General features: G+C 69.3%; 19 protein-coding genes. 13 read left to right on the top strand and 6 right to left on the bottom strand.

The window, feature by feature from the left end; all coding sequences use genetic code 11:
* The first annotated feature begins 422 nt into the window (after window positions 1–422).
* From FPJ27_RS32515 to fghA, 3 genes are all read left to right on the top strand, one after another.
* On the top strand, window positions 423–1,874 hold the full coding sequence (locus tag FPJ27_RS32515; protein ID WP_204424349.1) for an FGGY family carbohydrate kinase: 1,452 nt from the start codon (window positions 423–425) through the stop codon (window positions 1,872–1,874).
* 242 nt (window positions 1,875–2,116) lie between these two features.
* Window positions 2,117–3,223 carry an S-(hydroxymethyl)glutathione dehydrogenase/class III alcohol dehydrogenase gene (locus FPJ27_RS32510; RefSeq protein WP_006483756.1) on the top strand — a complete coding sequence of 369 codons (1,107 nt, stop codon included), beginning with the start codon at window positions 2,117–2,119 and terminating at the stop codon, window positions 3,221–3,223.
* Between the two features lie 16 nt (window positions 3,224–3,239).
* Window positions 3,240–4,088, top strand: a complete 849-nt coding sequence (fghA, locus tag FPJ27_RS32505; protein WP_204424347.1) for an S-formylglutathione hydrolase — start codon at window positions 3,240–3,242, stop codon at window positions 4,086–4,088.
* A gap of 112 nt (window positions 4,089–4,200) precedes the next feature.
* On the opposite strand, the gene FPJ27_RS32500 is transcribed toward fghA, so the two are convergent.
* Genes FPJ27_RS32500 through FPJ27_RS32485 form a run of 4 tightly spaced genes read right to left on the bottom strand, consistent with a single transcriptional unit; the run spans window position 4,201 to window position 7,300 of the window.
* On the bottom strand, window positions 4,201–4,983 hold the full coding sequence (locus FPJ27_RS32500; RefSeq protein ID WP_174419802.1) for a metal ABC transporter permease: 783 nt from the start codon (window positions 4,981–4,983) through the stop codon (window positions 4,201–4,203).
* A complete protein-coding gene (locus FPJ27_RS32495) occupies window positions 4,976–5,863 on the bottom strand; it encodes an ABC transporter ATP-binding protein (RefSeq protein ID WP_204424343.1) in 888 nt (295 codons plus the stop codon). Before FPJ27_RS32495 ends, FPJ27_RS32500 begins: the two co-directional genes overlap by 8 nt.
* Before the next feature lie 14 nt (window positions 5,864–5,877).
* Complete coding sequence (locus FPJ27_RS32490) at window positions 5,878–6,792, bottom strand: metal ABC transporter solute-binding protein (RefSeq protein WP_204424341.1); 915 nt, start codon at window positions 6,790–6,792, stop codon at window positions 5,878–5,880.
* A gap of 46 nt (window positions 6,793–6,838) precedes the next feature.
* Entirely contained in the window at window positions 6,839–7,300 is a 462-nt protein-coding gene (locus FPJ27_RS32485) for a Fur family transcriptional regulator (protein ID WP_011546084.1), read from the bottom strand.
* A 328-nt stretch (window positions 7,301–7,628) separates the two neighbouring features.
* Between FPJ27_RS32485 and FPJ27_RS32480 the strand changes: the two genes are divergently transcribed.
* The 8 genes from FPJ27_RS32480 (at window position 7,629) to ugpC (ending at window position 15,961) form a co-directional block, all read left to right on the top strand.
* The gene (locus FPJ27_RS32480) at window positions 7,629–8,405 is read left to right on the top strand and encodes an L-iditol 2-dehydrogenase (protein ID WP_204424339.1); all 777 of its coding nucleotides are present in this window, start codon (window positions 7,629–7,631) and stop codon (window positions 8,403–8,405) included.
* A 96-nt stretch (window positions 8,406–8,501) separates the two neighbouring features.
* Entirely contained in the window at window positions 8,502–9,458 is a 957-nt protein-coding gene (locus FPJ27_RS32475) for a sugar kinase (protein WP_204424337.1), read from the top strand.
* The gene (locus tag FPJ27_RS32470) at window positions 9,446–10,807 is read left to right on the top strand and encodes a D-tagatose-bisphosphate aldolase, class II, non-catalytic subunit (RefSeq protein ID WP_204424335.1); all 1,362 of its coding nucleotides are present in this window, start codon (window positions 9,446–9,448) and stop codon (window positions 10,805–10,807) included. The genes FPJ27_RS32475 and FPJ27_RS32470 overlap by 13 nt, the downstream gene beginning before the upstream one ends.
* Before the next feature lie 58 nt (window positions 10,808–10,865).
* Window positions 10,866–12,191, top strand: coding sequence for a sugar ABC transporter substrate-binding protein (locus FPJ27_RS32465; RefSeq protein WP_204424333.1), 1,326 nt, complete (start codon window positions 10,866–10,868; stop codon window positions 12,189–12,191).
* Window positions 12,192–12,305: 114 nt separating this feature from the next.
* Window positions 12,306–13,253, top strand: coding sequence for a sugar ABC transporter permease (locus FPJ27_RS32460; RefSeq protein WP_072442809.1), 948 nt, complete (start codon window positions 12,306–12,308; stop codon window positions 13,251–13,253).
* Window positions 13,250–14,101: a carbohydrate ABC transporter permease gene (locus FPJ27_RS32455; RefSeq protein WP_204424330.1), complete on the top strand. Its 852-nt coding sequence runs from the start codon at window positions 13,250–13,252 to the stop codon at window positions 14,099–14,101. Before FPJ27_RS32460 ends, FPJ27_RS32455 begins: the two co-directional genes overlap by 4 nt.
* Window positions 14,098–14,796: an HAD family phosphatase gene (locus FPJ27_RS32450; RefSeq protein ID WP_204424328.1), complete on the top strand. Its 699-nt coding sequence runs from the start codon at window positions 14,098–14,100 to the stop codon at window positions 14,794–14,796. Before FPJ27_RS32455 ends, FPJ27_RS32450 begins: the two co-directional genes overlap by 4 nt.
* 55 nt (window positions 14,797–14,851) lie before the next feature.
* Window positions 14,852–15,961 (top strand): sn-glycerol-3-phosphate ABC transporter ATP-binding protein UgpC, encoded by a 1,110-nt coding sequence (gene ugpC / locus FPJ27_RS32445; protein WP_204424326.1) that lies wholly within the window; start codon window positions 14,852–14,854, stop codon window positions 15,959–15,961.
* A 13-nt stretch (window positions 15,962–15,974) separates the two neighbouring features.
* Here ugpC and FPJ27_RS32440 read toward each other — a convergent pair whose 3' ends face one another.
* Window positions 15,975–16,859, bottom strand: a complete 885-nt coding sequence (locus FPJ27_RS32440; protein ID WP_204424324.1) for a LysR family transcriptional regulator — start codon at window positions 16,857–16,859, stop codon at window positions 15,975–15,977.
* 114 nt (window positions 16,860–16,973) lie between these two features.
* Between FPJ27_RS32440 and FPJ27_RS32435 the strand changes: the two genes are divergently transcribed.
* A complete protein-coding gene (locus FPJ27_RS32435) occupies window positions 16,974–18,170 on the top strand; it encodes a serine hydrolase domain-containing protein (protein WP_204424321.1) in 1,197 nt (398 codons plus the stop codon).
* Window positions 18,167–19,384 carry an MFS transporter gene (locus FPJ27_RS32430; RefSeq protein WP_204424319.1) on the top strand — a complete coding sequence of 406 codons (1,218 nt, stop codon included), beginning with the start codon at window positions 18,167–18,169 and terminating at the stop codon, window positions 19,382–19,384. Before FPJ27_RS32435 ends, FPJ27_RS32430 begins: the two co-directional genes overlap by 4 nt.
* A 16-nt stretch (window positions 19,385–19,400) precedes the next feature.
* On the opposite strand, the gene FPJ27_RS32425 is transcribed toward FPJ27_RS32430, so the two are convergent.
* The gene (locus FPJ27_RS32425; RefSeq protein ID WP_204424317.1) at window positions 19,401–20,357 is read right to left on the bottom strand and encodes a sugar-binding transcriptional regulator; all 957 of its coding nucleotides are present in this window, start codon (window positions 20,355–20,357) and stop codon (window positions 19,401–19,403) included.
* Window positions 20,358–20,388 lie beyond the last annotated feature (31 nt).

The following is a 20,388-nucleotide window of genomic DNA, read 5'->3' as shown; positions in this document are numbered from 1 at the left end:
TTGTTTTCGGGGTGATACGAAGTTATGCGGAATGAATCCGTGCAACAAGAGCACTGGGTACTATTCCGTTCTTTGCTGGTTCGATATGCCATTTCGGCATGAAACAGGGTGTCGATCATCGGGAAACTGCCGCAGGAGTGAGGTTCCCCGGTTTTATAGCCCTTCAAAATAGCGCCGGCCCCCATGTCAAATATCGGCCGCTTTATGGTGTGTATCGGTGCGGCCGCATAGTGGCAAAAAGGGGTGTCGGAAAACCGCGCCGGGTTAACCCGCGAACGGCCGCTTTTGCACGCAAGGTGCAGCCCGGCGAAACCCGGCTGCCGACCGCGGCTTCCGGTGCCCCACGGCGGTGGCAAAAATCGGGGCGAGTATCGGGATCCCGTTATCATCGACATCCGTTCATTCGAATTCACCGTCACGTCATGCGCCTGCTCGGAATCGACCTCGGCACCGGCTCCGTCAAACTCGTCACGCTCGATGCCGATGGCGTCGAACGCGCGGTTGCGAGCGAACCCTATGCGTTGTCGTCGCCGCGGCCCGGCTGGGCCGAGATCGCGCCCGACGCGTGGTGGCAGGCGCTGGTGCGCGCGGCCGCACGGCTGCCGGCTGGCGAGCGCGCGCAGGTCGCGGCGATCGGCTTCTCCGGCCAGATGCATGGCGTCGTGCTGATCGACGCGGCCGGGCAGCCGGTGCGGCCCGCGCTGCTGTGGCCCGACACGCGCGCGGTGCGCGAAGCGGACGCGTCCGATTGGTCCGTCGCCGGAATGTCCGTCGCCCCGAACCCCGTCGCGCCGGGCATGGCAGGCCCGCTGTTGCGCTGGCTGGCCGCGCACGAGCCCGATGCGCTGCGCGCTGCGCGCTGGGCCGTGCAGCCGAAGGACTGGTTGCGCATCGCGCTCGGCGGCGACGTCGCAGCCGATCCGAGCGATGCGTGCGCGACCGCGCTCGCGACGCCCGACGGCGCCTGGGATACGGCCTTGATCGACGCGCTCGGCCTGCCGGCCGACCGGTTCGCGCCGGTCCATGCGTCGACTGCGCGCAGCGGTACGCTCGGCGCGCAGGCGGCCGCGGCGCTCGGCCTGCCGGCCGGCGTGCCGCTGGCGACGGGCGCGGCCGACACCGCATGCGCGGCGCTCGGCAGCGGGCTCGCCGCGGCCGGCGACGCGCTGCTGACGACGGGCAGCGGCGGCCAGATCGTCGTGCTCGCGGATGCGCTGCCGCCCGCGCGGCGCGGGCTGCATCGCTATCGCGCGGCGGCCGGCGGCGGTTATTACACGATGGCCGCGATGCAGAACGTCGGGCTCGCGCTCGAAGCCGTGCGCGGCTGGCTCGGTTATTCGGGATGGGTGGACGCGTATGACGATGCGTTCGCGCAGCCGGCGTCGGAACGGCTGTGCTTCCTGCCCTACCTGACCGGCGAGCGTTCGCCGTGGATGAATCCCGATGCGCGCGGCGGCTGGCTCGGTCTCGGGCTCGGCGACACGCGCGGCGCGATGATGCGCGCCGCGTTCGAAGGCGTCGCGTTCGCGTTGCGCGCGGGGCTCGATGCGATCCGCGATGCCGATCGTCGCGACCCGGTGACGACGCTGCGTCTCGCGGGCGGCGGCTCGGTCGATCCGCGCTGGCGCCAGTTGCTCGCCGACGCGCTCGGCGCGTCGCTGCACGCGATCGATTGCCCGAACGCCGCGACGCGCGGCGCCGCGCTGCTCGCGGGCGTTGCGATCGGACACTGGCGGGAAGATGCGTTGCACGCGCTGGCGCCGGCCGCGTCGCCGGTCGCCGCGCCGCGCGACGACCGCCTGCTGGCCGCGCGCCACGCACGCTTCATCGATCTGTATGCGCGCACGGATGCATGGTTCATGACGGGCGTTTAAACTCGGACACTTGTTCTTTTGCGTCAGCGATGACGCATCGTGGCAAGCCGGCGACCGTTTCCCGCTCGCGGTGTGCGGCGGGACCGGCCATCATGGCGAGCACGAGATGCTTTTTCCGTGTCGCGCGCGATGTCGCGCGGCATGGTTTCGACAGCTTTGAACGGGGCCCGGTGCGAATGCGACCTGCGTAAGCGCCGAAGCGCCGCCCCGGGGCAACCTAATTGACAGACAGGAGTGACACGATGAAAACGAAAGCCGCGATTGCATGGAAGGCGGGTGCGCCGCTGACGATCGAGGAAGTCGATCTCGAAGGGCCGCGCGCAGGTGAAGTGCTGATCGAAGTGAAGGCGACGGGCATCTGCCACACCGACTACTACACGCTGTCGGGTGCCGATCCGGAAGGGATCTTCCCGGCGATCCTCGGCCATGAAGGCGCGGGCGTCGTGGTCGACGTCGGCCCCGGCGTCGGCACCGTGCGCAAGGGCGACCACGTGATTCCGCTCTACACGCCGGAATGCCGCGAGTGCAAGTTCTGCCTGTCGCGCAAGACCAACCTGTGCCAGAAGATCCGCGCGACGCAGGGCAAGGGCCTGATGCCCGACGCGACGTCGCGCTTCTCGCTCGACGGCAAGCCGCTGTTCCACTACATGGGCACGTCGACGTTCTCGAACTACATCGTCGTGCCGGAGATCGCGGTCGCGAAGGTGCGCGAGGACGCGCCGTTCGACAAGATCTGCTACATCGGCTGCGGCGTGACGACCGGCGTCGGCGCGGTCGTCTACTCGGCGAAGGTCGAGGCGGGCGCGAACGTCGTCGTGTTCGGCCTCGGCGGGATCGGCCTGAACGTGATCCAGGGCGCGAAGATGGTCGGCGCGGACAAGATCATCGGCGTCGACATCAACCCGAAGCGCGTCGAGCTCGCGAAGAAGTTCGGGATGACGCACTTCATCAACCCGAACGAAGTCGAGAACGTGGTCGACCACATCGTGCAGCTGACCGACGGCGGCGCCGACTACTCGTTCGAATGCGTCGGCAACGTGAAGCTGATGCGCCAGGCGCTCGAGTGCACGCACAAGGGCTGGGGCCAGTCGTTCATCATCGGCGTGGCGGCGGCCGGCGAGGAAATCAGCACGCGTCCGTTCCAGCTCGTGACGGGCCGCGAATGGAAGGGTTCGGCGTTCGGCGGCGCGCGCGGCCGCACCGACGTGCCGAAGATCGTCGACTGGTACATGGAAGGCAAGATCAACATCGACGACCTGATCACGCACACGCTGCCGCTCGAGCGGATCAACGAAGGCTTCGACCTGATGAAGGCCGGCGAGTCGATCCGCTCGGTCGTGCTGTACTGACCGGGAGCGCACCGCGATGCTCGAACTCGTTTCCTCGCATGCGTGCCACGGCGGCGAGCAGCGCTTCTATCGCCACGATTCGACGGCGATCGGCCTGCCGATGAAGTTCTCGGTGTACCTGCCGCCGCAGGCCGCGCACGGCCGCGTGCCGGCGCTGTTCTACCTCGCGGGGCTGACCTGCACCGACGAGACGTTCGCGATCAAGGCCGGCGCGCAGCAATACGCGGCGCAGCACGGCGTCGCGCTCGTGATGCCCGACACGAGCCCGCGCGGCGCGGGCGTGCCGGGCGAGACCGATGCGTGGGACTTCGGCGTCGGCGCGGGCTTCTACGTCGATGCGACCGAAGCGCCGTGGTCCACGCATTACCGGATGGAGTCGTACGTGACGGGCGAGCTGCGCGAGCTCGTCGCGGCCGAGCTGCCGATCGACGGCGCGCGGCTCGGGATCTTCGGGCACTCGATGGGCGGGCACGGCGCGCTGACGCTCGCGCTGCGTCATCCCGGCCTGTACCGGTCGGTGTCGGCGTTCGCGCCGATCGCCGCGCCGACGCGCTGCCCGTGGGGCGAGAAGGCATTCTCGGGTTATCTCGGCGACGATCGCGACGCGTGGAAGGCACACGACGCGAGCGAACTCGTCGCGCGTGCGGATGTGCCGAAGTTCGCGGACGGCATTCTGATCGACCAGGGTCTCGCCGATCAATTCCTCGCGAACCAGCTGAACCCCGACGTGTTCGAAGCCGCGTGCGCGAAGGCCGGCCAGCCGCTGACGCTGCGCCGCCATCCGGGCTACGACCACGGGTACTACTTCATCTCGACGTTCATCGCCGATCACATCGCGCATCACGCGCGCGCGCTCGCACGATGAACGGGGAGCGCAGCAGGTAAAGCACGCATCGCCGCACGCGATTGCGGGCGCATAAAAAAACGCCGGCGCTGCCCTCGGGCACGCCGGCGTTTTGATTGGCATCGGGCGGCGATCAGTGGCGCCGCAACAGGCTCGCGCCGTACACGAGCGCCGACAGCGCGGTAATCCAGAAGCTCGTCGGCCAGTCGGTGTGATAGGCGAGCGTGATGCCGGCCCACGCTTCGAACAGCGCGAACAGCGCGGCGAGCAGCACGCCCGTCGACAGCCGCGTCGACACGTTCTGCGCGGCCGCGGCCGGCCCGACCAGCAGCGTGAACACGAGCAGCACGCCGACGATCTGCGTCGCGGCGGCCACCGCGAGCGCGCACACCGCGAGGAACAGCATCGACACCGTGCGCAGCGACACGCCCTTGGCTTCGGCCAGTTCGGGCTGCAGCGACGCGAACAGCAGCGGCCGCGCGATCAGCGCGAGCGCGATCAGGCTCACCGCGCCGATGCCGGCCAGCACCGCGAGCGTGTCGTGGCTGACCGCGAGCACGTTGCCGAACAGCAGTGCGGTAACCTGCGTCGCGAACGACGTATAGAAATGCAGGAACAGCAGGCCGAAGCCGAGCGCGCCCGAAAGGATCACGCCGATCGCGACGTCGCGGCCCGCGAGCCGTTCGCCGAGCGCGCCCATCCCGATCCCGGCTGCGAGCGTGAAGCCGACCATCCCCCAGATCGGCGAGATGCCGAGCAGCACCGCTCCCGTCGCGCCGGTGAAGCCGACGTGCGACAGCGCATGGCCGGCGAAGGTCTGCCCGCGCAGCACCAGGAAGTAGCCGACGATGCCCGCGAGCACCGCGACGATGCCCGACGCCGCGAAGGCGTTGATCATGAAGTCGTATTCAAACATCGTGCGAATGCCCGGGATGAGCGTGTCCGTGGTGGTGATGGCCGTGTCCGCCGCCGCCGTTCGAGTGGCCGTCGTCGTCCTCGTGTTCGTGGTCGTGCTTCTCGATCTCGACGTCGCCCGACATCACGAAGATCTTGCCGTTCACGCGCATCACGTCGATCGGCGATCCGTAGAGCCGCGACAGCACGGGCTTCGTGATCACCTCGTCGACGGTGCCGAGCGCCGCGACGCCGTTGCCGAGATACAGCACGCGGTCGAGCGCGTTCAGCAGCGGATTCAGTTCGTGCGCGGAGAACAGCACGGTGATGCCGAGCTCGCGCTGCACGTTGCGCACGAGTTCGACCACGCCGCGCTGGTGGTTCGGGTCGAGGCTGATCAGCGGCTCGTCGAGCAGCAGCAGCTTCGGGTTGCCGAGCAGGCACTGCGCGAGCAGCAGGCGCTGCCGCTCGCCGCCCGACAGCTCCGACAGCGGCCGGCGCGCGAGCGTCGGGCCGCCGACGAGGTCAAGCACGCGGTCGACCTCGCGGCGCGTCGCCGCGTTGGTGCGCGGCAGCCCCCAGCGGTGGCCGTCGGCGGCCATCGCGACGAAGTCGTAGCCGCGCATCCGGCGGTTCGCGAGGCCGCTCCTGATCTGCGGCATGTAGCCGATCGACGCGTTGCCGCGCACGACCGGCACGCCGCCGACGGACAGCGTGCCGGCCGAGACGGGCACGAGGCCGAGCACGGCGCGCATCAGCGTCGTCTTGCCCGCGCCGTTCGGCCCGAGCACGCCGACGAATTCGCCGGGTTCGATCGAGAAGCTGACGTCGCGCAGGATCGTGCGTCCGCCCAGTTCGAGCGTGACGCGATCGACTGCGAGTGCGTGGGGAGTGGCGGTCATGTCGTTGCAGTCGCTTATTTCTTGCCGGCCGAAAGCGCGCTGGAGAGCGCATCGAGCTGGCCGGCCATCCATTGCTGGAAGGTCTTGCCGGCCGGCTGCGTCTCGGTGACGCTGACGCTCGGCACGCCGCCGTCGCGCGCGATCTTCAGCATCCGCTTGGTCATCGGCGCTTCGGCCTGGCTGTTGTAGATCAGCACGCGCACCTGCTTCTTGCGCAGGTCGTTCTCGAACGCGGCGACGTCCTGCGCGCTCGCCTCGGTGTCGTTCATCGTCGCGAGCTGGAAGCGCTGGTTGCGCATGTCGAGCCCGATCGCGTCGGACATGTAGCCGAATACGGGCTCGGTGGCCGTCACCGGCACGCCCTTGTACTGCGCGCGCAGCGCGGCGATCTTGTCGTCGACGGGCTTCAGCGACGCGACGAACTTCTGCAGGTTCGCGTCGTAGTCGGCCTTGTTCGCCGGGTCGGCGCGGCCGAACTCGGCCGCGATCGCGCGCGCGGCGGCCGGCATCGTCGCCGGGTCGTACCACAGGTGCGGGTTGTCGCCGGCCTTCTTGCCGACGAGATCGGCGACGACGATCGTCGCGCGCTTCGCCTGCTTCGATGCGCCGAGCAGCTTGCCCATCCACGGATCGTAGTCGGCGCCGTTGTAGATCACGACCTGCGCGTGCTGGAGCGCGCGGGCGGTCTTCGGGCTTGCTTCGAACAGGTGCGGATCCTGTTCGGGATTGCTGAGGATGCTGGTTACCGCGACGTGGCGGCCGCCGATCTGCGACGCGACATCGCCATAGAAATTCTCGGCGGCGACGACGTTGACGGTCGCGGCCTGCGCGAACGCGGGCGTCGCGAGCGACAGCGCGGCGGCAGCGGCGGCAAGCCAGCGGACAGGCGACAGGGCGCGCCGCGGCGCGCGCTTCAAGGCAATGGACATGAAACTCCTCGTTGGAAAGGCGGCGCATGCGCCGCGCGATGCGGCGTCAGCGTTGTGCGGGCTTGCGCTTGCAGTGCCCGCACAGGCCGCTCAGCTCGACGACCTGGTGGTGGACTTCGAAACCGTGCGCCGGCTCGCTCGCGGACAACTGCTTCGCGAGGTCGCCGCCGGGAATCTCGACGGTGTCGCCGCACGAATCGCAGATCAGGAACTGGCCTTCGTGCGGTACGCCGATCTCGCAGCACGCGAAGAACGCGTTCTTCGATTCGATCCGGTGGATGAAACCGTGCTCGACGAGGAAATCCAGCGCGCGATAGACGGTCGTGGGCGGCACGCGGCCGCGCTGCGGTTCGAGTTCGGCGAGCAGGTCGTACGCGCCGATCGGACGTTGCGCGGCCAGCACGCGTTCGTAGACCTGGCGGCGCAGCGGCGTCCACGCGAGCCCGTGCTCGGCGGCGAATGCGTCGGCCCGGGACAGCCGGGCGTCAATGGACGATGAGGTGGCCATGGCGTGAAGCAGGCAGTCAAACAGAGTATGGCGATGATATAACGTATCGCCGCGCCGTGCAGCGCGAATTCCCCATTCCGTCCACGCTCCGTCCCCTTCATTGCCTATCCGGCCGCACCGCACCGCGCGCTCCGCGCCTTGCCGGGCGTGCGCCACGGGCCGGCGCGATGCGCTGTCGTGCCGCAGCGCGTCATAGAAAGCCGTCACGTTGCCTTGACAGCGCGAATCGCGTATCCGATCATTCGATCAATAACAGAGCAATTGATCGGTCTGCGAGCGTTCGCTCACCTCGCGACCGTCGTACAGCAGAACGAACCGGAGACAGCCAGTGAGACTGGAAGACAAGGTCGCGATCCTGACGGGCGCCGCAAGCGGCATCGGCGAGGCGGTCGCGCAACGCTATCTGGACGAGGGCGCGCGTTGCGTGCTCGTCGACGTGAAGCCGGCAGGCGGCTCGCTTGCGAGGCTCATCGAAGCGAACCCCGGCCGCGCGGTGGCCGTCACCGCGGACGTCACGCGCCGCGACGATATCGAGCGGATCGTCGCCACCGCCGTCGAGCGCTTCGGCGGCGTCGACATCCTGTTCAACAACGCGGCGCTGTTCGACATGCGCCCGATCCTCGACGAATCGTGGGACGTGTTCGACCGGCTGTTCGCGGTCAACGTGAAAGGGCTGTTCTTCCTGATGCAGGCCGTCGCGCAGCGGATGGTCGAGCAGGGGCGCGGCGGCAAGATCGTCAACATGTCGTCGCAGGCCGGCCGTCGTGGCGAGGCACTCGTTTCGCACTACTGCGCGACCAAGGCCGCGGTGATCAGCTATACGCAGTCGGCCGCGCTCGCGCTCGCGCCGCACCGGATCAACGTGAACGGGATCGCGCCGGGCGTCGTCGACACGCCGATGTGGGAGCAGGTCGACGCGCTGTTCGCGCGCTACGAGAACCGGCCGCTCGGCGAGAAGAAGCGGCTGGTCGGCAAAGCCGTGCCGCTCGGCCGCATGGGCGTGCCGGGCGACCTGACGGGTGCCGCGCTGTTCCTCGCGTCGGCCGACGCCGATTACATCACCGCCCAGACGTTGAACGTCGACGGCGGTAACTGGATGAGCTGACGTGGCGACGCTCGCACGCGCAACCTGCCTGCCGGCCTTCGACGACGCGGCAATGCCGCACGCCGCGGCCGCCTTCGGACGAGGAGGGCACGCCTGATGGCCGCGATCGTCGTCGCCGGCGAACTGCTCGCCGAATTCGTCGCCGCCGAGCGCGGCCAGGGTTTCGATACACCGGGCCTGTTCGCCGGACCGTTTCCGAGCGGCGCGCCCGCGATCTTTGCCGATCAGGCCGCACGGCTCGGCGCGCGCGTCGCGTATGCGGGCTGCGTCGGCCGCGACGCGTTCGGCGACGCGATCGTCGCGCGGCTCGAACGCGACGGTGTCGATGTCGCGCGCATCCGCCGCGTCGCGCGCCCGACCGGCACCGCGTTCGTCGCGTATCGCGACGACGGTTCGCGCAGCTTCGTCTTCAGTCTTTCCACCAGCGCAGCCGCGTGCGTCGATGCATCCGACGTCGATACGGCGATGTTCGACGGCTGTCGTTATTTCCACGTGATGGGCTCGTCGCTGACGAGCGAATCGGCGATCGCGGCAGTCCAGCGCGGCGTGATCGAGGCCGCGCGCGCCGGCGCGAAGGTATCGTTCGATCCGAACGTGCGCCCCGAGATGCTGAGCTTCCGCCCGATGCGCGCGGCGCTCGACGAGATGCTCGCCGCCTGCCACCTGTTCCTGCCGAGCGAAGCCGACCTGCCGTTCTTCTGCGGGCCGCAGCCGGCCGAGCGCGCGATTGCGGGCCTGCTCGCGACGCATCCGCTGCTCGAGCGCGTCGTGCTGAAGCGCGGCGCCGCGGGCAGCGTCGCGTTCGACCGCGCGAGCCGTGCCGAAGCGCCGGCGTTTCCGGTCGACGAAATCGACCCGACCGGCGCCGGCGACTGCTTCGGCGGCACGCTGGTCGCGAGCCTTGTCGCGGGCGTGCCGATCGAGGTCGCACTGCGCCGCGCGAACGCGGCAGGCGCGATCGCGGTCACGCGGCGCGGCCCGATGGAAGGCAACAGCAGCGCGGCCGAGATCGACCGCTTCCTGACCGAACGAGGTGTGGCATGCCCGGCCTGACGACCGTCGCGGAACGCCCGCGCACCGCGGATGCAGGCGCCGTGCTGCGGATGATCTTCGACGCGAACCGCGCGGACGCGCAGCGTGGCATCTATTCGATCTGCAGCGCGCACCGGCTGGTGCTGGAGGCCGCGTGCGAAGCCGCGCGCGCGGACGGCTCGCCGCTGTTGATCGAGGCGACCTGCAACCAGGTGAACCATCTCGGCGGCTATACGGGCATGACGCCCGCCGATTTCCGCCGCGACGTCGATGCGATCGCCGCGCGCTGCGGGCTCGCGCCGTCGGCGCTCGTGCTCGGCGGCGACCATCTCGGCCCGAACCCGTGGCGGCATCGCCGCGCGGCCGATGCGATGCGCGAGGCCGGCGCGATGGTCGCCGCGTATATCGAAGCCGGTTTCGAAAAGATCCACCTCGATGCGAGCATGGCGTGCGCGGACGATCCGGCACGGCTCGACGACCGCACGATCGCCGCGCGCGCGGCCGAGCTGTGCCGCGTGGCGGAACACGCGGCGGCGCGCACCGGTGTCGCGCCCGTCTACGTGATCGGCACCGAGGTGCCGACGCCGGGCGGCGAAGTCAGCGGCAATCCGGGCGATGCGAACGGCGCGGCGATCGCGCGGATCTCGGTCACGCGCAGCGACAGCATCGCGGCGACGCTCGACGCGCACCGCAGCGCATTCGCGGCGGCCGGGCTCGACGACGCGTGGACGCGCGTCGTCGCGATCGTCGCGCAGCCGGGTGTCGACTTCGACGATCGCCACGTGCTCGACTACGACAGTGCCAAGGCAGCGTCACTCGGCGCGAGTATCCTGCATACACCGCGCCTCGTGTTCGAGGCGCATTCGACCGATTACCAGACCGAGGGCGCGCTCGCCGCGCTCGTGCGCGACCACTTCGCGGTGCTGAAGGTCGGCCCCGCGCTGACGTTCGCGCTGCGCGAGGCGCTGTTCGCATTGACGTTCATCGAGGATGCGCTGATCGACGACGTCGCGCAGCGCTCGCGGTTGCGCGACGTCGTCGATGCCGCGATGCGCGCGCAGCCCGAGCACTGGGCGCCGTACTACCGCGGCGACGAAACCGAGCAGCGGCTCGCGCGGCAGTTCAGCTACAGCGACCGGATTCGCTACTACTGGCTGCAGCCGGCCGTCGCGGCCGCGGTCGAGCAGCTGTTCGGCAATCTCGCGCGGCAGCCGGTGCCCGAGACGCTCGTCGCGCAGTGGCTGCCGGATGTCTACGCGGCGTGCCGCGCGGGCGGGCTCGCGAAGGAGCCGCGCGCGTGGGTGCGCCACCGGATACGCGACGTGATCGCGCACTATGCGCGCGCGTGCGGAATGCAGCGGCCGGCGTGACGGGCCGCGAAGGAAACGCAAGACCGACGACACATCGAACAATCACAGGAGACATGCCATGCAACGAAAGATGCTCGACGCCGCCGCACGCTGCTTCGCCGGAGCCGCGCTCGCGACGGCCGCCTGCGCCGCGTCCGCCGGCACGCTGACGATCGCGACGCTGAACAACCCCGACATGATCGAGCTGAAGAAGCTGTCGCCGGCATTCGAGAGGGCGAACCCCGACATCAAGCTGAACTGGGTGATCCTCGAGGAAAACGTGCTGCGCCAGCGCGCGACGACCGACATCACGACCGGCAGCGGCCAGTTCGACGTGATGGCGATCGGCACCTACGAGACGCCGCAATGGGGCAAGCGCGGCTGGCTCGCGCCGATCACGGGCCTGCCCGCCGACTACGACCTGAACGACATCGTGAAGACCGCGCGCGACAGCCTGTCGTACAACGGCCAGCTCTATGCGCTGCCGTTCTACGTCGAAAGCTCGATGACGTTCTACCGCAAGGACCTGTTCGCGGCGAAGGGGCTGAAGATGCCCGACCAGCCGACCTACGACCAGATCGCCGAGTTCGCGGACAAGCTCACCGACAAGTCGAAGGGCACCTACGGGATCTGCCTGCGCGGCAAGGCCGGCTGGGGCGAGAACATGGCGTTCGTGTCGACGGTCGTGAACACGTTCGGCGGGCGCTGGTTCGACGAGAACTGGAACGCGCAGCTCACGTCGCCCGAATGGAAGAAGGCGATCACGTTCTACGTGAACCTGCTGAAGAAGGACGGCCCGCCGGGAGCGAGCTCGAACGGCTTCAATGAGAACCTGACGCTGACCGCGTCGGGCAAGTGCGCGATGTGGATCGACGCGACGGTCGCGGCCGGGATGCTCTACAACAAGCAGCAGTCGCAGGTGGCCGACAAGATCGGCTTCGCGGCCGCGCCGGTCGCCGCCACGCCGAAGGGCTCGCACTGGCTGTGGGCGTGGGCGCTGGCCGTGCCGAAGACGTCGAAGCAGCAGGACGCCGCGCGCAAGTTCATCGCGTGGGCGACGTCGAGGCAGTACATCGAGATGGTCGGCAAGGACGAGGGCTGGGCGTCGGTGCCGCCGGGCACGCGCGCGTCGACCTATCAGCGCCCCGAGTACAAGGCCGCCGCGCCGTTCTCGGACTTCGTGCTGAAGGCGATCGAGACGGCCGACCCGAACGATCCGTCGCTGAAGAAGGTGCCGTACACGGGCGTGCAGTACGTCGGGATTCCTGAATTCCAGTCGTTCGGCACGGTGGTCGGCCAGTCGATCGCGGGCGCGGTTGCAGGGCAGATGACGGTCGACCAGGCGCTCGCCGCCGGGCAGGCCGCCGCCGACCGCGCGGTACGGCAGGCCGGCTACAAGAAGTAACGCGCAAGCAGTCGCGTGGCCCGCGCCGTGCGCCGTCGCGCGCGGCGCGGGCCGGCGAAGCCGAAAGGCGGGCAGGCCGTTCGCGCCCGCGCATCAACCGGAGGGACCCCGATCATGCGTCACCTGCGTCTTCCCCTGAGTCACGCGCCGTCGGTCGGCGACGCGTCGTTGCCGCCAGGCGCGCCGCGCCGCGCGCGCGGCGGCGCGAGCTGGCTCGTCTCGCCGTCCGTCGCGGTGCTGCTGCTGTGGATGTCGATTCCGCTCGCGATGACGATCTGGTATTCGTTCTCGCGCTACAACCTGCTGAACCCGGACGTGAAGGGTTTCGCGGGGCTCGACAACTACCGCTTCCTCGCGACCGATCCGTCGTTCCTGCCGGCGATCTGGCACACGCTCGTGCTGATCGGCGCGGTGCTCGCGATCACGGTGGTCGGCGGCGTGCTGATGGCCGTGCTGTTCGACCGCAAGTTCTACGGGCAGGGCATCGCGCGGCTGCTCGCGATCGCGCCGTTCTTCGTGATGCCGACGGTATCCGCGCTGATCTGGAAGAACATGATCCTGCACCCGGTGTACGGGCTCGTCGCGAACGCGATGCGCGCGTTCGGGATGACGCCGATCGACTGGTTCGCCGATTACCCGCTCACCGCCGTGATCATCATCGTCGCATGGCAATGGCTGCCGTTCGCGTTCCTGATCCTGTTCACCGCGATCCAGTCGCTCGACCAGGAACAGAAGGAAGCCGCGCGCATCGACGGCGCGGGCCCGATCGCGATGTTCTTCTACATCACGCTGCCGCACCTGAAGCGCGCGATCGCCGTGGTCGTGATGATGGAGACGATTTTCCTGCTGTCGATCTTCGCGGAGATCTACACGACGACCGGCGGCGGCCCCGGCGACGCGACCACCAACCTGTCTTACCTGATCTATGCGCTCGGCCTGCAGCAGTTCGACGTCGGCCTCGCGTCCGCGGGCGGCATCATCGCCGTCGTGGTCGCGAACGTCGTGTCGTTCTTCCTCGTGCGGATGCTCGCGCGCAACCTGAAGGGGGAGTACGAGAAATGAGCGACCTGACCTTCGAAGGCCGGCGCGCGCCGGCCGTGTTCGACCTCGTGCGGCGCGCGCTGCCCGGCGCGCTTGCGTGGCTGATCGCGCTGCTGCTGTTCTTCCCGATCTTCTGGATGGCGATCACCGCGTTCAAGACCGAACAGCAGGCATACGCATCGTCGCTGTTCTTCATGCCGACGCTCGACAGTTTCCGCGAGGTGTTCGCGCGCAGCAACTACTTCTCGTTCGCGTGGAATTCGGTGCTGATCTCGGCGGGCGTCACGGTGATCTCGCTGCTGTTCGCGGTGCCGGCCGCCTATGCGATGGCGTTCTTCCCGAACCGCCGCACGCAGAAGGTGCTGCTGTGGATGCTGTCGACGAAGATGATGCCGTCGGTCGGCGTGCTCGTGCCGATCTACCTGCTGTGGAAGAACGCGGGGCTGCTCGACACGGTGTCGGGCCTCGTGATCGTCTACACGCTGATCAACCTGCCGATCGCGGTGTGGATGACCTTCACGTACTTCAACGAGATCCCGAAGGACATCCTGGAGGCCGGTCGCATCGACGGCGCGTCGACGTGGCAGGAGATCGTCTACCTGCTGATGCCGATGGCGTTGCCGGGGCTTGCGTCGACCGCGCTGCTGCTCGTGATCCTGTCGTGGAACGAGGCGTTCTGGAGCATCAACCTGTCGAGCTCGAACGCGGCGCCGCTGACCGTGTTCATCGCGTCGTACTCGAGCCCCGAGGGGCTGTTCTGGGCGAAGCTGTCCGCGGCGTCGCTGCTCGCGGTCGCGCCGATCCTGATCGTCGGCTGGCTGTCGCAGAAGCAGCTCGTGCGCGGGCTCACGTTCGGAGCGGTCAAGTGAGCGCGGCCGGCGAACGTGCGAACGTGCTGATCTGCGATTGCGACGGCGTGCTGATCGACAGCGAGGCCGTCGCCGCCGACGTGATCGTTCGCGAACTCGACATGCGCTGGCCGGGCGTCGATGCGCGTCCGGCCGTGATGCCGCTGCTCGGGCTGCGCATCGAGCGCGTGCTGGCGGGTGCGGGCGACGCCGTCGGACGCACGCTGTCGGCCGACGACGTCGACGCGATCCGCCGCGCGGTCGAGGCGGCCGCCGTCAATGCGCCGATGGTCGACGGCATCGACGCGGCGCTCGGCGCAATTCAGTTGACGACGGCCTGCGCGAGCAACAGCTACCGCGCATACGTCGAGGCGGCGCTTGCGCGCACGGGCCTCGCGCGCTTCTTCGGCGAACGGCTGTTCTGCGCGGATTCGGTCGCGCGGCCGAAGCCGGCGCCGGACGTGTATCTCGCGGCCGCGCGCACGCTCGGCGTCGCGCCCGCGCAGTGCCTCGTCGTCGAGGACAGCGTGACCGGTATCACCGCGGCGGCCGCGGCCGGCATGACCGTGCTCGGCTTCGTCGGCGGCGGGCATGCGTCGGCCGCGCAGATCGACGCGCTGCGCGGCATCGGCGCGCGCCACGTATTCGACGACATGCACGAGCTGCCCGGCTACGTCGCGCGCTGGCAGGCGACGGGCGCGGTGCTGCCGAACTAGCAACGATTGCGCGCCGCGTACCACGCGGCGCATCACGAACGAACGGAGACAGATCATGGCAAGCGTGCTCCTGCGCAATATCGCGAAGCGCTACGACGAAACCGAAGTGCTGCGCAACGTGAACCTCGACATCGCCGACGGCGAATTCGTCGTGTTCGTCGGCCCGAGCGGCTGCGGCAAATCCACGCTGATGCGGATGATCGCGGGCCTCGAGGATATTTCGAGCGGCGACCTGCTGATCGACGGCGCGAAGGTCAACGACGTGCCGAGCGCGAAGCGCGGCATCGCGATGGTGTTCCAGTCGTATGCGCTGTACCCGCACATGACGCTGTACGACAACATGGCGTTCGGCCTCAAGCTCGCGGGCGCGAAGAAGCCGGAGATCGACCAGGCCGTGAAGCAGGCCGCGAAGATCCTGCACATCGATCATCTGCTCGATCGCAAGCCGAAGCAGCTGTCGGGCGGCCAGCGGCAGCGCGTCGCGATCGGCCGCGCGATTACGCGCAAGCCGAAGGTGTTCCTGTTCGACGAGCCGCTGTCGAACCTCGACGCTGCGCTGCGCGTGAAGATGCGGCTGGAGTTCGCGCGGCTGCACGACGAACTGAAGACGACGATGATCTACGTGACGCACGACCAGGTCGAGGCGATGACGCTCGCGGACAAGATCGTCGTGCTGTCGGGCGGCGCGGTGCAGCAGGTCGGCACGCCGAACGCGCTGTACCACGCGCCGGCGAACCAGTTCGTCGCGGGCTTCATCGGCTCGCCGAAGATGAACTTCCTGAAGGGTGCGGTCGAATCGGTCGACGCGGGCGGTGTGCTCGTGCGCTTCGACAGCGGCGAGACGCAGCACGTCGCGGTCGAAGCAGCCGGGCTGCAGCGTGGCGCCGCGGTGACGGTCGGCGTGCGGCCCGAGCATCTGCTGGTAGGCACGGCGGCTGCGGGCGTCGCCGCGCGCACGATGGCCGTCGAGTCGCTCGGCGATGCCGCGTATCTGTACGCGGAGTCGGCGGTCGCTCCGGACGGGCTGATCGCGCGGATTCCGCCGCTCGACACGTATCGCACCGGCGAGGCGCTGCACGTGCACGCGCAGGCCGAGCACTGCCATCTGTTCGACGAGCACGGGCAGGCGTTTCGCCGGCTCGGCGTGCACGCGAAGGCCGCGTGACGGCCGTGATCGGTCAGAAGCGCAGGTTTGCGGCCATGAAGTCGACGAACGCGCGCAGCTTCGGCGTCGGATGGCGGCCCGACGGCCACAGCACGTAGATCGGCGTGCAACTCGCGACGTGTTCGTCGAGCACCGCGCACAGCGTGCCGTCGTCGAGCGCGCCGCGCACGAAGAACTCGGGCAGACACGCAATGCCGAGCCCGCGCAGCGTGAAGCGCAGGCGCGCTTCCGCGCTGTTGCTGACCATCGAGACGGGCACTTCGGGCGGCGTGCCCGAGCGCGGCACGCGCAGCGGCCAGGTTTCGAGCTTGCCGCTGCTCGGAAAGCGGTAGTGCAGGCAGCGGTGCAGCGCGAGATCGACCGGTGTGCGCGGCGTGCCGTGCCGGGCGAGGTAGTCGGGCGACGCGACGAGGTGCTGGCGGAAATGGCGGAGCAGCCGCGACGACAGCCGTGAATCCGACGGCCGGCCAGTGCGCAGCACCGCGTCGAACCCTTCCTCGACGACGTCGACGAGCCGGTCGCTGAAATCGATATCGAGTTCGATTTCCGGGTACTCGGCCATGAAATCGGCGAGCACCGGCAGCAGCAGCGTGCCGATCGTCGGCAGGCTCACGCGCAGGCGTCCGCGCGGCGCTTCGGCGCTGTGCGTCAGTTCCTGTTCGGCAGCTTCTATCTCGGCGATCACGCGCCGGCACCGTTCGAGAAACCGCGTGCCTTCGGCCGTCAGCGTGATGCTGCGCGTGCTGCGGTGAAACAGCCGTACGTTCAGGCGCGCCTCGAGCCGCGCGATGCGCTTGCCGATCGCCGACGCCGACAGCCCGAGCGCGCGGCCGGCCGCGACGAAACTGCGCGTTTCCGCGACCTGAACGAACACGACGAAACCGCCGAGATTTTCCATGCAAGTTCCCGATTGCGGACGCCAGCGTCCGGATTGTCCGGAACTCTAACCCGGTTTTTCTTCTTGCGTCGGCTCCCTACGATGAACGTTCGTTCACTGTCGAGAGGTCACGCCATGTCATCCCTGCCTGTCACCGCATCCCGCGCCGAGCCGGACGCCGCGCTGCGCCGCCGGCTCGACGACGCGCTCGATCGCGCGCTCGCCGACGAGCGCATCGTCGGCGCGGTCGTGCTGGTCGCGCGTGACGGCGAGCTGCGCCATGCGCGCGCCGCCGGGCTCGCCGATCGCGAAGCCGGTACGCCGATGCGGGAAGACGCGCTGTTCCGGCTCGCGTCGGTCACGAAGCCGGTCGTGACGGCCGCCGCGATGCGGCTGGTCGCGGCGGGGCGCATCGCGCTCGACGAACCGGTCGCGCGCTGGTTGCCCGAATTTCGTCCGGCGCTGCCCGACGGCGCACCCGCCGCGATTACGTTGCGTCATCTGCTGTCGCATACGGCCGGCCTCGGCTACCGCTTCCTCGAAGCCGACGGCGACGGCCCGTATGCGCGCGCCGGCGTGTCCGACGGGATGGATCGTTCGGGCATTTCGCTCGCGGAGAACGTGCGGCGCATCGCCGGCGTGCCGCTGCAGTTCGCGCCCGGCACGTCGTGGGGCTATTCGCTGGCGACCGACGTGGTTGGCGCGCTGATCGAGGCGGTCGACGGCCGGCCGCTCGCCGAGGTGGTGGCCGCGCTCGTCACGACGCCGCTCGGGATGACCGACACCGCGTTCGTCGCGCACGACGCCGCGCGCGTCGCGACGCCTTACGTGAGCACGCCGGGTGCGCCGCGGCGAATGGCGGACACCGATCTCGTGCCGGTATTCGACGGCACGATCGGCATCCGCTTCGAGCCGGCGCGCGTGTTCGATCGCGACGCGTGGCCGTCGGGCGGCGCGGGGATGGTCGGCACCGCGCGCGATTGCGTGACGCTGCTCGACGCGCTGCGCACCGGCCGCGACGGCTGGCTCGAGCGCGCATGGATCGACGAGATGGCGCGCATCCAGCCGGGCGCGCATGAGTTGCCGGATGCGCCGGGTTTCGGTTTCGGGCTCGGCTTTTCGGTGCTGCGCGATCCGGCGGCCGCGCAGTCGCCGGAGTCGGTCGGCACCTGGCGCTGGGGCGGCGCGTACGGGCATGCGTGGTTCGTCGACCGCGCGGCCGGGCTGACGGTCGTCGCGCTGACCAACACGCTGTATGAGGGCATGCACGGGCGCATCGTGACCGACGTGCGCGATGCGGTCTACGGTGTCGATACCGGGAGCGCGGCATGAGCGACTGCACGACGATTGAGATTGACGATGAGGTTTCCGTCGGGCCCGCGCAGGCACGCGCTCGCCTGCCGGTCGCGAACCTGCTGGCGCTCGCGACGGCCGCCTTCATCACGATCCTCACCGAGGCATTGCCGGCCGGCCTGTTGCCGCTGATGAGCGCCGACCTGCGCGTGCCCGACGCGCTGATCGGCCAGCTCGTGACCGTGTATGCGCTCGGCTCGATCGTCGCGGCGATTCCGCTTGTCGCCGCGACGCGCGCGATGCGCCGGCGCCGCCTGCTGCTCGCGGCGCTGGCCGGCTTCGTCGTGTCGAATGCGCTGACCGCCGCATCGCCGTACTACGCACTCACGCTCGCCGCGCGCTTCGTCGCGGGCATGTCGGCCGGGCTGCTGTGGGCGCTGCTGGCCGGCTATGCGAGCCGGATGGTCGACGCGTCGCTGCGCGGCCGCGCGATCGCGGTCGCGATGCTCGGCGCGCCGGTCGCGATGTCGATCGGCATTCCGGCCGGCACCGCGCTGGGCGCGGCGCTCGGCTGGCGCGTCGCGTTTGCGTTGATCACGCTCGCGGCGCTCGCGCTGATCGGCTGGATCCGCTGGCGCGTGCCCGATTACCCGGGGCAGCAGGCCGGCGCGCGCGAACCGGTGCTAGGCGTGATGACGCTGCCCGGCGTGCGGCCGGTGCTGACCGTGATGTTCGCGTACGTGCTCGCGCACAACATGCTGTACACGTACGTCGCGCCGTTTCTCGCGGGCGTGCGGATGGGTGCGCAGGTCGATGTGGTGCTGTTGGTGTTCGGCATCGCGTCGCTGGTCGGCATCGCGCTGACGGGCGTGTGGATCGGTGCCGCGCAACGGCGTCTTACGCTTGCCAGTATCGCGCTGTTCGCGCTCGCGGCGGCGATGCTCGGCGCCGGATCGGGGATGGTGATCGTCTATGCCGGCGTGGCGCTGTGGGGGCTCGCGTTCGGCGGCGCGCCGACGCTGTTCCAGACGGCTGCCGCGAACGCGGCGGGGGAGTCTGCCGACGTCGCGCAGTCGATGCTCGTGACGGTGTGGAATCTCGCGATCGCCGGCGGCGGCATCGCGGGCGGGATGCTGCTCGGCGCAACCGGCGCCGGCGCGATTCCGTGGGTGCTCGTGGCGCTGCTGGCGGCCGCGTGGATCGGCGCGTGGCGCGCGCGCCGGCATGCGTTTCCGGCGCCGCGCGCGGCCTGAGCGTCCCGCTGCGGCGTCAGTCCGCCTTCGCGTCGAGCGCGGCGCGCGCGCAGGTTTCGTCGGTGACGAGCCCCGACAGCCAGCCGCCGCGCAGCGCGGCGATCACCGCGTCGCGTTTCTTCGGGCCGCCCGCGAACGCGATCGTCGGGCGCTTCGGCGGCGTGGCGAGCGACACGCTCGTCACGCGCGCGCTGGTCGACACGTCGATCAGCTTGCCGTGCGCGTCGATCGGCATGCCGAGCAGTTCGGCCACCGCGCCGAGCGCGGTCATCTCGTCGAGCTCCTGTTCGGTGATGAAGCCGTCGTCGTAGAGCGGGCAGTGCGGGCCGGTGTTGCCGATCCCGATGAACGCGACGTCGGCCTTGCCCGACAGCGCCTCGACGATCCGGTACAGCCGGTGGTTGCACCACTGCGCGCGTTCCGCGGCGCTGTCGGCGAACAGCGGCGCGGGCAGCAGGAAGTGCTTGCTGCCGGTTTTCTCCGAGATGTACTGCGCGACGTCGTAGCGGTTCGACGAACCGTCGGCCGCGATCGCGCCGACCATCGATACGAGCCGGTGCTGCGGTCGGTCGATCTGCGCGATCTGCGCGACGGCGGCCTTCAGCGTCCGGCCGCTGCTGACGGCGATCACCATCGGCCGCGTCTCGCCCAGATAGCGCTCCATCACCTGCGCGCCGGCGACCGCGAGCTTACGGTCGATCGCGTCGGGCGCATCGGCATCGACGGGCACGACTTCGCACATCGCGAGGCCGTAGCGTTTCGACAATTGCGCGCCGAGATCGAGACAGTCGGCGAGCTGGTGGTCGACGCGCACGCGGATCAGGTTCTTCTCGACCGCGAACGCGACGAGGCGCTGCGCGACCGGGCGCGACACCTGCAGCTTTTCGGCGATTTCGTTCTGCGTGTCGCCCGCGACGTAATAGAGCCACGCGGCACGCGTGGCGAGATCGAGTTTTTCTGAGGACTTGGACACGATAGCGATTCGGTTCGGATCTGGGGGCCGC

Origin of the sequence: Burkholderia sp. MS455, assembly GCF_016899445.1 — a bacterium.
Lineage (GTDB): Bacteria > Pseudomonadota > Gammaproteobacteria > Burkholderiales > Burkholderiaceae > Burkholderia > Burkholderia pyrrocinia_C.
This window is presented reverse-complemented; position numbering and strand designations above follow the sequence as displayed.

Coding starts and splice junctions, on each gene's coding strand:
- fghA (WP_204424347.1), top strand. CDS start 3,240: ATGCTCGAACTCGTTTCCTCGCATGCGTGCCACGGCGGCGAGCAGCGC.
- FPJ27_RS32490 (WP_204424341.1), bottom strand. CDS start 6,792: ATGTCCATTGCCTTGAAGCGCGCGCCGCGGCGCGCCCTGTCGCCTGTC.
- FPJ27_RS32485 (WP_011546084.1), bottom strand. CDS start 7,300: ATGGCCACCTCATCGTCCATTGACGCCCGGCTGTCCCGGGCCGACGCA.
- FPJ27_RS32440 (WP_204424324.1), bottom strand. CDS start 16,859: ATGGAAAATCTCGGCGGTTTCGTCGTGTTCGTTCAGGTCGCGGAAACG.
- FPJ27_RS32510 (WP_006483756.1), top strand. CDS start 2,117: ATGAAAACGAAAGCCGCGATTGCATGGAAGGCGGGTGCGCCGCTGACG.
- FPJ27_RS32455 (WP_204424330.1), top strand. CDS start 13,250: ATGAGCGACCTGACCTTCGAAGGCCGGCGCGCGCCGGCCGTGTTCGAC.
- FPJ27_RS32435 (WP_204424321.1), top strand. CDS start 16,974: ATGTCATCCCTGCCTGTCACCGCATCCCGCGCCGAGCCGGACGCCGCG.
- FPJ27_RS32500 (WP_174419802.1), bottom strand. CDS start 4,983: ATGTTTGAATACGACTTCATGATCAACGCCTTCGCGGCGTCGGGCATC.
- FPJ27_RS32475 (WP_204424337.1), top strand. CDS start 8,502: ATGGCCGCGATCGTCGTCGCCGGCGAACTGCTCGCCGAATTCGTCGCC.
- ugpC (WP_204424326.1), top strand. CDS start 14,852: ATGGCAAGCGTGCTCCTGCGCAATATCGCGAAGCGCTACGACGAAACC.
- FPJ27_RS32495 (WP_204424343.1), bottom strand. CDS start 5,863: ATGACCGCCACTCCCCACGCACTCGCAGTCGATCGCGTCACGCTCGAA.
- FPJ27_RS32470 (WP_204424335.1), top strand. CDS start 9,446: ATGCCCGGCCTGACGACCGTCGCGGAACGCCCGCGCACCGCGGATGCA.
- FPJ27_RS32465 (WP_204424333.1), top strand. CDS start 10,866: ATGCAACGAAAGATGCTCGACGCCGCCGCACGCTGCTTCGCCGGAGCC.
- FPJ27_RS32430 (WP_204424319.1), top strand. CDS start 18,167: ATGAGCGACTGCACGACGATTGAGATTGACGATGAGGTTTCCGTCGGG.
- FPJ27_RS32460 (WP_072442809.1), top strand. CDS start 12,306: ATGCGTCACCTGCGTCTTCCCCTGAGTCACGCGCCGTCGGTCGGCGAC.
- FPJ27_RS32515 (WP_204424349.1), top strand. CDS start 423: ATGCGCCTGCTCGGAATCGACCTCGGCACCGGCTCCGTCAAACTCGTC.